Source organism: Rheinheimera metallidurans, from assembly GCF_036983985.1.
In the GTDB taxonomy this organism is placed as follows: domain Bacteria; phylum Pseudomonadota; class Gammaproteobacteria; order Enterobacterales; family Alteromonadaceae; genus Alishewanella; species Alishewanella metallidurans.
The window spans coordinates 694,148-710,235 of the sequence record NZ_JALAHQ010000001.1; the positions used below are offsets into that span (position 1 = coordinate 694,148).

Consider the following 16,088-nt stretch of genomic DNA (forward strand, 5'->3'; position numbering starts at 1 on the left):
TAAAGACTTATCTACTGCTAAAATGGCGCTGCTTTTCTACCCGCTAGCCGGCGGCATATAACCTATCTTTGATCCGGAGTTACGATGCGTAATTTTATTGCGTTATTGTTTACTGTTTGGCTACCAACTGTATTGGCTCAGGCTTCTTCTGTGGTATTTATTGATGGCTTTGAACGCGCAGATACCGACATTTGGCGTCAGCTTGGCGATTGCCGCGCGTTAATGGGGGTACCGCACTCTGGCGAATTAGCGCTGCGCTGTAAACCGGGTAGTAGTGTGTTATTTAGTAAAGACACTATTGCCGAAATGGGCGTATTAGAATTGTGGGTTAAGCCCGATACCACTATTACTGGCTATCGCATTCAAGTATTGGTATCAGACTTACCGTCTATTAATGCGCTGTGGCAACCGGTAGCATTAATAGAGCAGAGTGCTGGCGATACTAATTATACCGCACACCGAGTTTCTATCGATGACCCAGCAAAGCGATATTTAAGGCTTGATATTGAAGCAATAAATGGCGTAATTAATATTGATGATATTCAAATTGAACGCATCTTATTGGCTACCGCCTTGCAGAAAAACGAGCAACGTATTGTTAGTGGTATTTTAGATAAGCTGCGCCAAGATCAGAATATTGAGCTGCAAGCCGAGTCATTTCGCACCTTGGGCGTAAATTATGCGGCGCAGTTAGATCTGCAGCGGCAATACTTAGAATATGCCAACGGTTTACACTCAGGCATTGCATTAGCCCTTGCGGGCTCTGAGCGTAATAAAATGGCTAACCCCATGGCTTATGCCAGTTTTCGAAATATTATTACCGATACCAAACGGGTAACTACGCCCTTGCAGCAAGCACGTTTAAGCTCAATGTTAAAGCCGTTTGGCGATTTAACTACTGCGACATTAAATGTAATGAGTGGTGGTGTGTACTCTGCATTTGCCGAACCTTTTAAATCGTTTTTAGCGGCAAGTTTTGATAAATCAAGTTATAACGATGCTGATTTGAGCCGTTCCGACCGTAAATTTGCTGAAAAAAATGGCCTGAAAATCTACCAAGAAGCTGAGCGTTTTCTTGCAGAGCTAGAAAAAGAGCTAGTGCAAGTGGGCGGCTTAGATGCAGAGCTGCTAAGTATTCAAAAAAATATTGAAGGTTTTCGGCGAAACCTCGATAAACAGCTGCGAGATACCTTGCAGCACGCCAGTATGGCACGCTCACAAGAAACGGTTAGCCGAGCACTAAGCAAAGATGACGTTGTGCGACAAAAACTAATGCAAGAGGTTGCCGGTAACATAAGCTTGAAAGCCAACAGCTATCTTGCCGAGGGAAACAGCACAGAGTTAGTGCGTTTTGTCTTAAAAACCTCTGAACAGTTAGAGCAAACCCAGAGTTATAAAGACCAGTTTAATCAAATTACTTCAGCGATGCTAACCTATTACGACCGTTTTGAGCGTTCGATAAATAGCAGTCAAAACCCGTTTACCGATGCCAATGATAAACAAGCCTGGGATACACATGCGCAAAAAGCGCGGGTTTATTTGCAGCAGTCAAAAGAGTCGTTTAATCGCGCCTACCTTTAAAGCGGAATCGCGTAGCTATCAGCAGTAACTGAATTATATTGCTTAATTCAGTTACTGCTCAGTTTCAACCAACTAAGCTGAAGCCATAAAGTTAATTGGGTTGTTGATAGTAAGCACTGACCCATAGCACTTAGCTAAATGCCGGAGGCCGCCATGAGCGCAATAAAACAAAATAATGATACGCAACATTTTTTCTTTCAACAGCAAAAAACTGTCGATTTAACCCAGCAAGAACGTAACGCATTAAGCTTGGTTTGGTCTGATAATGAAGCAGATAATAAACCTGCTGCACGCTATGAGGTTGATACTGCGCACTGTGCCATATTAGGTTACAACTAAGTATTACGTGTGATAATAAAACAGATGCTTGCCCCAGTGTTAACTGCTGATTAGAATTGGCGCCTTTGATGATATATCAGCAGTTTTGGGGCACAAAATGAATAAAAATGTTATTACTAATGGTGTAGCTGCAGTATTGGCAATAGTCGGTTGGTACTATCAGCAACCATTACTGTTTAGTGTAGGGTTGTTTGCCTTATCTGGCGCACTAACTAATGCGCTTGCCATTCATATGCTTTTCGAAAAGGTACCTCTGCTGTATGGCTCGGGAGTTATTCCTGCGCGATTTGAACAATTTAAAGACGGTATCTATCAGCTAGTAATGACTCAGTTTTTTAGTTCAGGCAACATTGAGCGCTTTTTAGCAGGCAAGCAGCAAAGCCACAGCCAAGCTTTTAATTTTCAGCCAGTGATTGAACAAACTGATTTATCGCCCACCTTTGATTCATTGCTCAGCGTTGTTGAACAGTCATCTTTTGGCGGCATGTTAGGCATGTTTGGTGGTACTGCGGCGCTAATGCCATTAAAAGAGCCGTTTATTGGCAAGTTAAAGCAGGCATTGGTTGAGGTATCGCAATCTGACGAGTTTAACCAGTTAGTGCTGGCTCAGCTTGATAAGCCCGAGCAGCTAGATAGCATGCGAGCTCAAGTTGAAACTATAGTGCAGCAACGTTTAAGTGAGTTAACCCCTGCGTTAGTTAAAGATATTATTCAGCAAATGATTCGTCAGCATTTAGGCTGGTTGGTGGTGTGGGGCGGTGTATTTGGCGGGCTTATCGGTTTAATAGCCGGTGTGTTGCAATAATAAGTGCTAACAGAGAAAATAGCAGTAGCGCCAAGGCGCTACTGCTTTCATTTAGCCTTTTTGTTTAGCTGCGTAAGCTTCAACTTCTTGCCAAACTCTTAGTAAGTTACCAGAAAGAATTTTTTCAATATCAGCTTCGCTATAACCGCGCTTAAGTAAACCAGCAATCAGGTTAGGGTAACTAGCAACGTCTTTTAAATCGGTAGGTAAAGAGTCGCCCACACCGTCGTAATCAGAACCAATGCCAACGTGATTAATTCCCACTAGTTTTACCACCCGATCAATGTGATCTAATACGTTATCTAAGCTAGCAAACGGATATGGGTTGGTTTTACGAAACTCTAGCTCAAAGTTATCATCATCAGTTACGCCAGCCTTTTTAGCCGCTGCGCTTTGCAATGAGCCGTACTTATTTGCGTGTTCGGTAACAAAAGATGAACCAAAGTTTATTTGAATTACGCCGCCATTTTTTGCTAAGGCTTCTACCATCTTATCGTCCATATTACGCTCAAAACCTGGCGTATAATGACGCATTGACGAATGTGAAGCGATAACCGGCACTTTGCTAATTGCCACTGCTTGATAAAATGCCTCGTCAGATACGTGCGAGATATCAACCATCATGCCGATGTTGTTCATGGCGACTACTAGCTCTTTACCAAACGGGCTTAAGCCATTCCACTGATGGTTTGAGTCGTAGCTTGAGTCGGCAATGTGGTTGCTTTTAGAGTGAGCTAATGTGATGTAGCGTATGCCGCGCTGGTAGAAATGCGTTAGGTTTTCCAGCTTCCCTTCAATCGGTGTGCCGTTTTCCATGCCTAGTGCTAGCGATATTTTACCGCTACCAAATTGTGCCCTTACATCTTTCGTATTGGGTGCCATAGCAAATTTGTCTGGTGCACGACCAACTAGGGCTTCCATGCTATCAATTAGTTGGTTTGCCAGCTCGAAGCTACCGCCGCTTTGCTCATAAGATGCCGGAATGTAAATCGACATAAAGGGTACGTTTAGGCCACCTTGTTTAGCACGGGGAAAGTCAAATTCACCAAGCTCGGTTGCTTCGGTTATATCTTCCCATTTGTCACGTAAGCGGTAAGGTACGTCGATATGGGTATCAATAATAATGTACTTTTGCGCAAGTTGCTGCGCCTTGGCACTAAAGTCAGTATTAGCAGCGCTAGCGCCAAAGCCGGTAGCACATAAGAGCGCAATTGCGAGGGGTGTTAGTTTTTTCATGTAGTTTGTCCCTAGTCGATTTAGGCGCTTATCAAAACAGCTTTAGGGTAAAACGGCAAGAACTGTAAGGCTAGTTGGCTAATTTTAGCGTTGAGGTTAATTGCACTGCATTATTTACACATTTAAGTTTAATGCCTAATTTTTATAGTTAAGTGTGCTTACAACCGTAAACTGAGGTTAGTACAATGGAGCAATGTTAAGGCAGCTGTTTTAATCTTGAGTTGGTAAATATGCGAGTTTTTTGCTTATGTTTGTTGTTTTTCAGTGCGTCAGTATTTGCTGACACTAAGATAGATTTAGAAAAAACCATGAAAAACATGGCGTTTCACTATAAGCAGGCTTACGACACACAGCAAACTGCTGACTTAGTACCTATATTAACTGAGCTTATTACGTTAACACAGCAAGCATTAAACGCGGAATTTGCGCCAGATAAAGCGGAGCAGTTTAAGCAAGGGCTTGATAAAGTGTTAGCTGAATTACAGTTGGCTAAACTGGCCGCCGAGCAAGACGACCTTGCTGAGACAAAAAGCCATTTGCGTAAAGTTGATGCGCTGCGCAAAGACTATCATAAGCTGCGTAAAGTCAGCATTTGGGATTTACTATTTGGTTAGGGTTTTATGCCATGATAAGTTGCAGCCCTAGGCTGTTAATAATTTAATGCTTCGGAGACATGCATGAAATCACTACCTCTTTGGGTTGGCACCGCGTTGGTGTCGGTTAGTTTGTTGGGTTGTAACGATACTTCTACCCCGACAACGCAAGGTAATACAAATACAGCAGAGCAAGCGGCAGTAACTGCTGCGGTAACGCAAACTAACCCATTATTAAAACCTTGGGCGGGGCCTTATCAAGGCGTTCCTGCATTTGATCAGATGCATCTAGCTGATTTAAAAGCGGCGTTAGAGCAAGGTATGGCTGAGCACTTAGCTGATATAGATAAAATAACCAGTAACCCAGAACCTGCAACCTTTGACAATACCATTGTGGCATTAGAAAAAGTGGGCCCAGCATTAGATCGCGTATTTACTTATTACGGTATTTGGAGTGGCAATAAATCATCTGAAGAGTTTCGTGCTATTCAACGTGAAATGGCACCTAAATTGTCTGAGTTTTCGTCAAAGGTGACACAAAACGAAGCTTTATTTAAGCGAGTTGCTGCCGTGCACCAGCCGGAGCAGATGAGTAAATTAACACCAGAGCAGCAGCGCTTAACGCATTTAGTGTATTTGGGCTTTGCTAATAACGGTGCAACGCTAAATGCCGAGCAGAAAAAGCGTTATGCCGATATTAATCAGCGTTTAGCTCAGTTATACACGCAGTTTTCTAATAACGTGCTGGCAGATGAAGAAAACCATGTCCTGTATTTAACTAAAGATCAGTTGGGTGGTTTATCTGACTCATTCATAAAGGCGTCTGCCGCTGCGGCACAAAGCCGTGGCAAAGAGGGTATGTACGCTATTACCAATACCCGCTCGTCAATGGACCCATTTTTAACTTATTCAACAGAACGTGAGTTGCGAGAAAAAGTATGGACTACCTACTATAGTCGTGGCGATAATGCTGATCAGTATGATAATAACGCGTTAATCACGGAAATTTTACAGCTTAGGGATGAACGTGTTGGCTTATTAGGCTTTGATAATTATGCGACCTGGCGCTTACAAGACCGCATGGCGCAAACCCCTCAGCGCGCGATGGATTTAATGATGTCAGTATGGCCAGCAGCGATTGCCCGGGTTGCTGAGGAAGTAGCCGATATGCAAGCCTTAGCCACTAAGCTGGGCGATAATATAAAAATTGCCGGGTGGGATTATCGCTACTACTCCGAAAAAGTACGTAAAGAAAAGTACGATTTAGATTCAAACGAAGTAAAACAATATCTGCAGCTAGATAAGCTACGTGAAGCAATGTTTTATGTGGCTGGTCGCTTATTTAACTTCAATTTTGCGCCCGTTCCAGAGGGTTCAGTGCCGGTATTTGACGCTGACGTTAAGGTGTGGGAAGTAACGGACAAAACCACGGGGCAACATATTGGCCTGTGGTATTTAGACCCATTCGCACGTCAGGGTAAGCGTTCAGGCGCCTGGGCAACGAGTTACCGTGGTTACAGTACCTTTGATGGTACTAAAAATGTACTGTCGTCTAATAATTCTAACTTTATTAAAGGTGCACCGGGCGAACCGGTATTAATTTCATGGGACGATGCAGTTACTTATTTCCATGAGTTTGGCCATGCATTGCACTCATTGTCGTCTAAGGTTACTTACCCAACGCTTAATGGCGGCGTGCGTGATTACACTGAGTTTCAATCACAGCTGTTAGAGCGTTGGTTATTAACGGATGAGGTCATTAACCAGTTTTTAGTCCACAGTGAAACTGGTAAGCCAATGCCAAAAGAGCTGGTAGATAAAATTAAAACAGCATCTACTTTTAACTCGGGCTTTAAAACTACCGAATATTTAGCTTCAGCTATTATCGATTTAAAGCTGCATATGTTGGATGACCCTAAAGGTATAGATCCAGATGCATTTGAGCGTGATACGTTAACGGGTATGGGCATGCCAACTGAGCTTGTAATGCGCCACCGCACACCGCAATTTGGCCATGTGTTTTCTGGTGAAGGTTATGCTGCAGCTTATTACGGTTATATGTGGGCTGAAGTATTAACTTCTGATGCAGCGGAAGCATTTGCTGAAGCACCTGGTGGTTTTTACGATAAAGCGGTTGCTGATAAATTAGTGGAACATTTATTTAGCGTGCGTAACGCGGTAGACCCAGCTGAAGCGTACCGTGCGTTTCGTGGCCGTGATGCGAAAATTGATGCGTTAATGCGTGATCGTGGTTTTCCTTTACCGCCGGCAAAATAATATTGCTAATAAATAACATCTGCTGAAAACAAAAAGGGAGCTAACAACTAGCTCCCTTTTTAAGGCGAGATAATTAGATTTAATTAACCAGCGATACCGGCATACACGTGTTGTACGTCATCATCGGCATCAATAGCATCCAAAAAGGCTTCTACTTCGGCTAATGCGGTTTCATCGGCTAAGGTTACTGGATTATTAGCGCGATATACTAAACGCGCGGTGTTTACGCTAAAACCGAACTCAGGTAGTGCTTTGGCGACTAAATCAAGATCGGTAGCCTCAGTTAAAAACACCACTTCGTTATCTTCGCCTAGTTCAAAATCTTGCGCTCCAGCTTCAATGGCTGCGAGCTCTGCATCAGCGTCGGCGGTAATGGCTTCGGCCTCAATTTGGCCAAGGTGTTTAAAATCCCATGATACAGCACCTGAAGTTGCCAACTGACCTTTACGAAACAGCATGCGAATACTCATCGCGCTGCGGTTTTTATTGTCGGTTAAACACTCAACAATTATAGGTACTTGGTGTGGTGCAAAGCCTTCGTAAACTACTGTTTCATAGTTTGCCGGGCCATCAAGTAAGCCTGCACCTTTTTTAATGGCGCGCTCTAAGGTGTCTTTTGGCATTGAGGCTTTTTTTGCTAGCTCAATAACAGAACGCAGCTTGGCATTCATGTCAGGGTCGGCACCATTACGTGCGGCTACCGCTATTTCTTTGGCTAGTTTAGTAAAAATGCGACCCTTGGCATTAGCTGCATCGGTTTTGTGTTTGGCTTTCCACTGTGCGCCCATTATCGCTTTCCTGTATGTTTAACGAATAAATCGAATAGGCTGCTAGTCTAGCGAATAGCAGGCTTTTAACGCAACAAAAGCTAATATATTTCCTGCATGTTTTGCGGTAGTTGGTTAAAAAATGCAAATATCAGATCTTTGTCAGATTATTAAGAGTATTTTCACTAGAAAAACACAGTGTTTAAATTTAGTATCAGCTATTCAGTTATCGTTAATAAAAGGTGATTTATGTCAGTAAATAATATTAATAATAGCGCTGCTCAACTTCAGCTTTATGCGCAAAATAAAACTACAGCTGTGGCGCCTAAGCAGCAAGACTTAACAGCAGAAGCCAAGCCGATTACAAGTACTGCTGATACAGTGCAAATTAGTACGCAAGCTAAAATGCTTTTAAAAGATGAGTCGTCTATGGGAAGCGCATCTTTGTTAACTAATGGGATGGGGATAGAGCCACCAAAAGATAAAGAAGTAGCCAAAAAATAAAGCAGATAGTGCAAAATAGAGAAGGCCTACGCTAGGGATAAGCTATGGATTTTAGTTACATACAAAACGTTTTGTTTGAAATGGGAAAGTTTGTTTTTATATCCAATTTTATTTTACTGCTAATTGCGGTGATGTTTGAACGTAAAGTATCGTCCGTGGTAATTAGTCTTATCGTGCTGGCGTTAGCAAGTGGTGTAATGTCAGCTGCTACGCCTATGCTTTATAGCTGGTCAATAAAGCCAGGTATCTTAAATAAATTTGCTTGGTACGGCAGCTTTGCTTTTGTCGATTGTATGGCACTGTATTTACTATTTAAATTTCACAAATTACTCAAGCAGCACGTTAGTAAAGTCGCACAGGTAGTTGCAGGTACATTTTTAATCTTTACCGTGCTACAAAGCGCCCGTTTTATTGATCGTTATATATTTAATACCGATTTTTTATCTACCATTTACCACAATGCTATACCTGCGCTAAATTTAGTGTTAGTGCCAGTGATTATTTTCTTTTGGTTGAGTGAGTGCAGAGTAAAAAAAACTATTATGACTGAGGCGATGCAATGATAATTCTGTATGTTTCGATAATACTCTTGCTTAATATGGTCGCAGTGATGAGTTATCGAAAACTTTTTCGGTTAAGCTCAATAAGCCAAATCCAAGCTGAAGTTGAACTAGAAATGCATAATCGGGCACATCAGTTATTAGTGCAGCGCGACCGACTTGAAGTGGGTATGTTAAAAGAACAGACAGATGCCGCTGATGAACAATGGAAATGCGATCTAGCTGAATATATGGAAGAGTTTGAACAAGAAGCCATATACCGTGCTAAAAGTCGCTTAAATCGAGTCTAATAGTGCAGCTTAAATAGTAATTCGGCTAAATCGGGTTGCCAGATATCTTGTGGCAAAGCTCGATAATTTTTTAGTATTACACCTTCATTTAACAAGCATAAGCGCTGCTCTTCTGCCGTGATAGAACCGGCAGCAAAGGCAAGGCGACGGTCACTGCGTAATACCCTAAACCAAGGCACGGCTAATTCTTTTGGTGCATAACCTAATGCTTTACCAACTAGCCTTGCTCGGCCGGGTAAGCCGGCAAGATCGGCAACTTGGCCATAGCTGGCTACTTTGCCCATTGGAATTTGTAACACGGTGTGCCAAATGCGCTGATACTTAGTGTCATTCATGCGTTATTCTTACTGCGCTTTGCCAATACTTTGGACTATTTCGTTTTGACCGACGTATAACTTACACTATTTTTAATCGTAACCAAGGCAAATACGACTATTTTGTTGCAGTTTGCTTAGGCCTCTGTTCCACTATTCAGTAATAAAAGTTGCAATCCTTTAGGAGTGTCGGTGTGGTATTAAGCGCAGTAAAAGCTGTGGTGTTTGACTTAGATGGCACCTTAGTAGATTCAGCGTTAGATTTTGCCAGTATGTGTGACGACATTGGCTGGCCGCGAGGCAGTGCTTTACTAGAGCAGTTAGCCTTGGTTGAGGATGCAGCTGAACATCAGCGAATTACACAAATTATTTGTCATCATGAAATGCAAGGTGCGAAATACGCCAGCTGGATGCCAGGTGCGCGTGAGTGTTTACAGCGGTTAAATGAGCTTAAGATGCCGCTAGCAATATTAACGCGTAATATGCGCTCAGCCACACAGCTAACTATCGAGCGCTTAAAAATACCAGTACAGCGTGTTATTACTCGTGAAGACTGTGCGGCAAAGCCTGATCCTGAAGGTTTGTTGTTACTAGCAAACGAGCTAAAATTGCCAGTGCAAAATATGCTGTATGTTGGCGACTATATTTATGATCTGCAAGCGGCGAGCAATGCGGGTATGCCGTCATGTTTGTATTTAAATGAATATAATACCCATTTCTCTGCACACGCCAGTTGGACTTTTCACCATTTTGATGAGCTTACTGCTGCATTAATGTTGTAGTTGTTGTTTGTTAATATCTATTTTAGCGTTCTAATTAGGTTATACCTTAATTATGCTTCTATATTAAGTAGCATAATCGAACCTATCCTTAGGATATTCTTAGTGTTAAAGCGTTTTAAAACAGATTTTTATCTTGCCATGTTAACACTGGTAACAACCCTGATCGTGCTTTGTATTCTACCGTACGCTGTTTATCGATTGTATACGGGCAATTATCTTGTTGGTTTTGCTGATTTGGTTGTTGTGCTTTCTTCTCTTATCGCCACTACCGTGGCGTGGCGCAGCGGCGATACGGTTAAACCCGGTGTATTTATGGCGGCAGTGTTTTGTATCGGTGTGTTAGTGATCTGTTTTGCCTTGGGTATTGATGGGCTATTTTGGGTGTACCCTTTTATGGTGTTCATTTTCTTTTTGGTTTCGCCATTTCGCGCTTTTATATTGCTATTACTATTACTTATATCGTTATTTGTTATGGCTAACGTGTTTCCAAACCGAGTGTTTTCTAGCCAATTCCAGATGATGGCATTTTTTGTTACCACCGGGGTAACCAGTATATTTGCTTTTATTTTTGCTTACAGAGCGCAAGTTCAACGCTTTGAACTACATCGGTTAGCCACTACTGATGGTTTAACCGGTGCGGCTAATCGGCGAACATTAAATGATAGGTTGGCAATAGCGGTGCTTGAAATGAGTAAACTAGAGCGTCCATACGGTTTGTTATTACTAGACTTAGATCATTTCAAACAGATAAATGACAATCATGGTCATAAACAGGGTGATGAAATACTCGTTAAATTAGTGCCAGTATTACAATCTTTGTTGCGCCAGAGCGATCAGGTATTTCGCTTTGGGGGTGAAGAGTTCGTCGTGCTGATTTCTGATGTTAAACCGGCGATGCTTCTTGTTTTGGCTGAGAAGTTACGAGCTGGAGTGCAGCAACAAATGGTGTTACCTAACGGCAGTTATATGACTACCTCTATAGGAGGTGCAATGTTAAAACCAGATGAAGAATGGGAATCATGGTTACATCGGGCTGATATGGCCTTGTATCAAGCTAAGCATCAAGGCCGTAATCAGGTTGTTATTGTCTAGTTACACATGCTGTTACTATCAAGATAAGGCTGCAATAACGGCGCCATGCTGTTCATTACTTGCAGTGGCAATGCAGAGGTAAAGCTAAACTGTTCTGCATCTGAGTCAGGCACATAAGCAGTTAACACACCAAAATGTTGCAAACCAAGATAGAAAGTAAAGGTTGCCGTGCGGTTTAATGCTTTAGAGCTCACATGCTGGCCTTTAGCGTTTAACTGCACTAAGCGGTTATCACCGGTACCCGTTTTACCACCAATTATTAAGTTTGAACTAGCATAAGCTTGATTTAGTCTGCGGCCTGTACCTAATGACACCACCTGCTGTAATGCGTTGCGCAAAGCCGCTGCCACTTCAGGTTCAAGCACTTGTTGCACTTGCGGTTGGCTACGCTCAAAATAGGTTTGGTAGGGTGTGTTGCTGGCAAAGTTAAGTTTATCAATACGCACGCTAGGTAAGCGTTTGCCATTATTAATAATAATACCAACCAGTTCAGCTAAAGCTGCTGGCCTATCACCTGAGCTGCCAAGTGCCGTCGCCAATGAGGGCACTAAGTAGTCAAATGGATAACCCAGCTGCTGCCAGCGTTGATGTAAATCCCAAAATGCTTCAATTTCTAGCATATTGCGAATGCGGTTGTCGCGTGCACTACGAAACCGAGTTTTAAATAGCCATTTATATACTTCTTGGCGTACATCGCTGCTATCGGCAATGGCGGCTTGTAAACTAGCCTCAGGTTTTTGTTGCAAGTAGGCTAGTAGCCATAGCTCTAATGGGTGGCTACGTGATAAATACGCGCGGTCGGGTAGGCTAAAGGCATTAGGCTGATACTTATCGTACAGTTTAAGCGTCTCGCTTTCGCGCGCCACGCCGTTGTTAATGTGCTCTTGCAATAGGCTGTTAAGCTGTGCCGGGGTAGCTTTAGGGTTTATATAAAGAAAGGCTACAGCAAGCCGTTCAGATGTTTGTCGGCTACTCGATATATAAAGTTGCAAGCGTTGCTCGGCAGTTTTACCTTGGTATTTTTGCCAGAATCGCCGCAAAAAGGTACTGCCTTCGCGATCAGCAAAACGCCGCAAATATTGATCACGCCGCGGGTTATCATCGTCGGCAAGTAATTTATAGCTGCTATTCTCGCCGTGATAAATACTGTAATTGACGATATCTTGCAATAAGCGCACAAAGGGTAAATTAACTGATTGCTGTAATGCCTCGAGAATACTGGGGGTTAATGTATTTTCTTCTTTTTTAAAGTTACCGAACGTATGTAAGCCGCCACCGGTATAAAAACTTTCGTTAGGGTTGGCGCTGTAGCGTCGTTCTAATGCCGCTTGCAACATACTACTTAGCTCAGCGCGTGGCTGCTCTGTTAAATAGCTTATTGCCCAACTGGTTAGGTTATCTTGTGGCGCAATATTAACAAATTGCAGAGTTTCGGTGTTTTCTTCTGCATAGAGCCGATGCAACTCGGCCACGATTTCTAAATAGGTTGTTAGTACACGTAGTTTTGCCGTAGAACCTAGCTCAAGCTTGCTAGAATCGTTCATATCAAAGGGTTGATCGGTATTGTCGGTTTGTACCCGCACTTTATTACCGCTATCTGTACTTTGATACAGCGTAAAACTATAGCGCACTTTGCTTTGTTGCCCAGGCTTTAATAAACGATCAGCAAATAAACCGGCATTTTCCGCACCATCATAAGTATTTAACTGACGTAAGTGCTTACTAATCTCATTTTGTAATTGATGATGTAGCGTGGTTTGGCTGGTTAAATCAAGGCGGTCAAGCTGATACAGATTTAGCTCTAATAACTGGCTTAAACGGTTACGCACCATGGTGGTGGCTTTAAAGTCTTCGCCTTGCGCGGTGGCTGCTGCGACTTTGCCATTAAAGATTAATTTTTGTTGTATGGCTTTATGAGCCAGTTCCGTCGGCAGTACGCCTTGTTGCTGCATTAAACTAAGGTGACTATTACTTAGTTGCTCTAAATCGGCGTGACCTTGTAGCAAATAGTACGACGGGCGACGCTGAGCAATAATAAGCGCCATCACTTGTTTTAACGCTTGGCCTTGCGCATCAGTATAGGGTGCAGCTTGTTTAAGTAGCTGATTCACTTTAGCTGGGTTACTGCCAAACCATGCGTACAAGCCTTCGCCCATACCATTTACTTCGCCGTAAGTCGCTGTGGCGGCCAAAGGTACAGTATTTATATAGTCCAACACGGTTTTTTGTCGGCTGGCGCTGGTATCGACACCGGCTTGATAAGCTCTAATGCTGGCTGAGACTAATTGGCGAAATTTATCGGTAACATCAGACGTTAGTCCTTGCGAGCTGTGCCGATATTTTTCTAACTGCGTTGCCAAGGTGCTACCGCCTGCTGCTGCGGCTGGCAGCCCCACTGCACGCTGCAGTTGCGACCACACCGCTGCGCCTAAGCGAGGTAAATTAATAACCGGGTTGGCGCGAAGGTGGTCAGGGGTCAACAAGGTTCTATCTTCAACAAATAGCAAGCTTTGTACTATTAGTGGGGCAACGTTGGCTAGGTTGGTAAACTGCATAGCCGGTGCTTGGCTGCGATAAAATTGCTCTTGCTGACAACCATTGATAACCAACCCTGCACTATTTTTTTCTTGGTAGGGTGGGTAAAAGCCGTAGCTGGTAAAACGAGCTAACTGATCTGAAAACTGGCTTTGCTGAGTAATTTGAAAACCTGCTTGTTGCAGTTTTTCACTCCAACGCGGCAACTGAGTATAACCAAAGCGCTGATCAAATGGCCCTGCCGCAGGAAAGTTGATTTGTGTGGCTGCGCCCGGCTGCACTTGATAGTTAAGTTGGCTTGCCAAACTATGCCAAAGCGTAGATTGATAAAAATGATTACGGTTTTCTTGATAAACGGCCAGTGCTAGCAGTAATAAAAAGATTAATAATAGCCAAGGTAAATAACGCACCGGTGGTTTTTCCGGCGCAACATAAGGCGTTTCGCGCACATTGTCGAACTTCATCCGTTGCAGTAACGGCTTGCCATGTAAGGTGGGTTCAGTTCTTTGTTGTTTACTTTCTGGTGCGCTCATACCCGCTAATTGGTCTCTTGTTGGTCTTGCTGCAAACTCGCCGCACGTTGCTGACGCTCTGGTTCGTGGTTAATTTGCCAGCCATGTAAATTATCTTTTATTAACTGACATAGCGCCGAAATATGCTGCGGCTCAGCATTTAATGCGCTGATATATTCATAACGCTCACCACCGGCATGCAGAAAATATTCCTTATTTTCTTCGCCAATTTCTTCAATGGTTTCTAAGCAATCGGCAGAAAACCCCGGACAAAATATTTGTACACTTTTCACGCCCTGTGCTGGCAACGCTTTTAGCGTCATATCCGTATAAGGTTTTAACCATTCCTCGCGACCAAACCTAGATTGAAAAGTGGTGAGGTACTGATCTTTACTTAAGCCTAGTTGCTCGGCAATTAAGCGCGATGTTTTGTAACACTCGCAGTGGTAAGGGTCGCCATTGGTTAAATAACGTTTCGGAATACCATGATAAGAAAGAATAAGCTTGTCGGCTTGGCCGTGCTGTTGCCAATGCTGACGAATTCTATCTGCCGCTGCGTTAATAAAGGGCGCGTAATCTGGGTAGTGTGAAATAAAGCGTAAGTCGGGCAGCCAGCGTCGGCGCATAAAGTTCTGTGCCAGCTCATCAAAAGTAGAGGCTGAGGTTGCGCCAGAATACTGAGGGTACAGTGGCAGCACTAATAATTTACGCACACCTTGTTTTAGCATATTGTCAATTACGCTATCAAAGCTGGGGTTGCCATAACGCATAGCAAAATCGACTACTAGGTCGTTAACGCCATCTTGTTGTAACTGTTGGCGTATGGCATCGGTTTGCGCTTGGGTATGAAATAACAGTGGCGAGCCTTGTTCAGTAAACACCGTGGCATAAGCTTTGGCCGAGCGACGCGGACGAATTTGTAAAATCACGCAGTTGAGTATTAACCACCACAGTAAACGCGGCACTTCTACTACGCGCGGATCAGATAAGAATTGCTTTAAATAGCGTTTTAGCGCTTTGGGTGTTGGCTCGTCTGGTGTACCAAGGTTGGTGAGTAAAATGCCAATTTTGTCGCTTTGCTGGTGGTTAAAATTTGGAGTATTGATATAGCGCATAACAGGACGGCTGCTCTTTTTTATTGAATGAACTGATGTTACGTCAATTAGACACAATCAGTTTACATGACTAAAGGCCTGAGCCGATCTTAGCAGTTTCTGTATCAGATAAGTAAGGCAGGTAAAAAAATAATCTAGCGGGGCGAAAAACACTGGACCGTTATACTAACAGCCCAGTGCAGTATTCTTAATTAATGGTTATGGCCACCTTCGCCATGAGCATGGCCATGTGCCAGCTCTTCATCAGTTGCCGCGCGTACTGATAATATTTCTACCGCAAACTGCAAGGTTTTACCGGCTAATGGGTGGTTGGTGTCAACATCGGCTTTAAACATGCCCATTTTAACAATAGTAACCTGACGTTGACCTTGCTCAGTTTGGATCACGGCTGTCATTCCAGGTTGCCATTTTTTGGCACCCATCAGGTGTTTTACCTGTACGCTTTGAATGGCGCCTTCATTACGCTCACCGTAGGCTTGCTCTGGCGTTAAGGTAATATCCAGCTTATCACCTACCACTTTGCCACTAAGGGCTTGCTCTAGTGCTGGCAGCATTTGTTGATGGCCGTGCAAATAAAGCAATGGCTGATTACCGTTTGAACTTTCTAGTTCAATTGGCGTGCCGTTGGTTAAGTCAGATAAAGTGTAATGAAACTGTACTACGCTATTGTCGCTAATTTGCATAAAAAAGGTCCGTTAATCGTAAAGTGGCTATTATCCCGTGCTGGTTAGCAAAAATCGACTTAATTTAGTAAAAAACCCGCTACGCGGTATAAAAACAGGCTAC

Annotated in this window: 16 protein-coding genes; 10 read left to right on the plus strand and 6 right to left on the minus strand. The window is 43.2% G+C overall.

Annotated features, from left to right (window positions below):
* Positions 1-84: 84 nt before the first annotated feature.
* From bdpA to MN199_RS03335, 3 genes are all read left to right on the plus strand, one after another.
* Positions 85-1,581 (plus strand): BAR domain-like protein A BdpA, encoded by a 1,497-nt coding sequence (gene bdpA / locus MN199_RS03325; RefSeq protein WP_335738398.1) that lies wholly within the window; start codon positions 85-87, stop codon positions 1,579-1,581.
* A 153-nt stretch (positions 1,582-1,734) separates the two neighbouring features.
* Positions 1,735-1,920 (plus strand): hypothetical protein, encoded by a 186-nt coding sequence (locus MN199_RS03330; protein WP_132582353.1) that lies wholly within the window; start codon positions 1,735-1,737, stop codon positions 1,918-1,920.
* 97 nt (positions 1,921-2,017) lie between these two features.
* Entirely contained in the window at positions 2,018-2,725 is a 708-nt protein-coding gene (locus MN199_RS03335; RefSeq protein ID WP_132582355.1) for a DUF445 domain-containing protein, read from the plus strand.
* A 51-nt stretch (positions 2,726-2,776) separates the two neighbouring features.
* Here MN199_RS03335 and MN199_RS03340 read toward each other — a convergent pair whose 3' ends face one another.
* Positions 2,777-3,961 carry a dipeptidase gene (locus MN199_RS03340; RefSeq protein ID WP_132582357.1) on the minus strand — a complete coding sequence of 395 codons (1,185 nt, stop codon included), beginning with the start codon at positions 3,959-3,961 and terminating at the stop codon, positions 2,777-2,779.
* Positions 3,962-4,191: 230 nt separating this feature from the next.
* On the opposite strand from MN199_RS03340, the gene MN199_RS03345 reads away from it, so the two are divergent.
* On the plus strand, positions 4,192-4,575 hold the full coding sequence (locus tag MN199_RS03345; protein ID WP_335738399.1) for a cytochrome b562: 384 nt from the start codon (positions 4,192-4,194) through the stop codon (positions 4,573-4,575).
* A gap of 63 nt (positions 4,576-4,638) precedes the next feature.
* Positions 4,639-6,831: a M3 family metallopeptidase gene (locus MN199_RS03350; protein ID WP_335738400.1), complete on the plus strand. Its 2,193-nt coding sequence runs from the start codon at positions 4,639-4,641 to the stop codon at positions 6,829-6,831.
* A gap of 83 nt (positions 6,832-6,914) precedes the next feature.
* Here MN199_RS03350 and MN199_RS03355 read toward each other — a convergent pair whose 3' ends face one another.
* The gene (locus MN199_RS03355; protein ID WP_335738401.1) at positions 6,915-7,619 is read right to left on the minus strand and encodes a YebC/PmpR family DNA-binding transcriptional regulator; all 705 of its coding nucleotides are present in this window, start codon (positions 7,617-7,619) and stop codon (positions 6,915-6,917) included.
* 228 nt (positions 7,620-7,847) lie between these two features.
* Here MN199_RS03355 and MN199_RS03360 point away from each other — a divergent pair, with 228 nt between their 5' ends.
* The 3 genes from MN199_RS03360 to MN199_RS03370 are packed head-to-tail and all read left to right on the plus strand — an operon-like array spanning position 7,848 to position 8,952.
* Positions 7,848-8,102: a hypothetical protein gene (locus tag MN199_RS03360; protein WP_335738402.1), complete on the plus strand. Its 255-nt coding sequence runs from the start codon at positions 7,848-7,850 to the stop codon at positions 8,100-8,102.
* 44 nt (positions 8,103-8,146) lie between these two features.
* Positions 8,147-8,665 (plus strand): hypothetical protein, encoded by a 519-nt coding sequence (locus MN199_RS03365; RefSeq protein WP_335738403.1) that lies wholly within the window; start codon positions 8,147-8,149, stop codon positions 8,663-8,665.
* The gene (locus MN199_RS03370) at positions 8,662-8,952 is read left to right on the plus strand and encodes a hypothetical protein (RefSeq protein WP_335738404.1); all 291 of its coding nucleotides are present in this window, start codon (positions 8,662-8,664) and stop codon (positions 8,950-8,952) included. Before MN199_RS03365 ends, MN199_RS03370 begins: the two co-directional genes overlap by 4 nt.
* On the opposite strand, the gene MN199_RS03375 is transcribed toward MN199_RS03370, so the two are convergent.
* Positions 8,949-9,287: an MGMT family protein gene (locus MN199_RS03375; RefSeq protein WP_335738405.1), complete on the minus strand. Its 339-nt coding sequence runs from the start codon at positions 9,285-9,287 to the stop codon at positions 8,949-8,951. The genes MN199_RS03370 and MN199_RS03375 overlap by 4 nt on opposite strands.
* 173 nt (positions 9,288-9,460) lie before the next feature.
* Here MN199_RS03375 and MN199_RS03380 point away from each other — a divergent pair, with 173 nt between their 5' ends.
* Complete coding sequence (locus MN199_RS03380; protein WP_335738406.1) at positions 9,461-10,048, plus strand: HAD family hydrolase; 588 nt, start codon at positions 9,461-9,463, stop codon at positions 10,046-10,048.
* Between the two features lie 102 nt (positions 10,049-10,150).
* Positions 10,151-11,140, plus strand: coding sequence for a GGDEF domain-containing protein (locus MN199_RS03385; protein ID WP_132582375.1), 990 nt, complete (start codon positions 10,151-10,153; stop codon positions 11,138-11,140).
* Here MN199_RS03385 and MN199_RS03390 read toward each other — a convergent pair.
* The 3 genes from MN199_RS03390 to MN199_RS03400 all read right to left on the minus strand — a co-directional run bounded on the left by MN199_RS03390 (position 11,137) and on the right by MN199_RS03400 (position 15,985).
* Complete coding sequence (locus tag MN199_RS03390) at positions 11,137-14,208, minus strand: transglycosylase domain-containing protein (RefSeq protein WP_335738407.1); 3,072 nt, start codon at positions 14,206-14,208, stop codon at positions 11,137-11,139. The two genes, MN199_RS03385 and MN199_RS03390, sit on opposite strands and share 4 nt — an antisense overlap.
* A gap of 5 nt (positions 14,209-14,213) precedes the next feature.
* A complete protein-coding gene (gene hemH / locus MN199_RS03395) occupies positions 14,214-15,302 on the minus strand; it encodes a ferrochelatase (RefSeq protein ID WP_335738408.1) in 1,089 nt (362 codons plus the stop codon).
* 191 nt (positions 15,303-15,493) lie between these two features.
* A complete protein-coding gene (locus tag MN199_RS03400) occupies positions 15,494-15,985 on the minus strand; it encodes an FKBP-type peptidyl-prolyl cis-trans isomerase (protein ID WP_335738409.1) in 492 nt (163 codons plus the stop codon).
* Positions 15,986-16,088 lie beyond the last annotated feature (103 nt).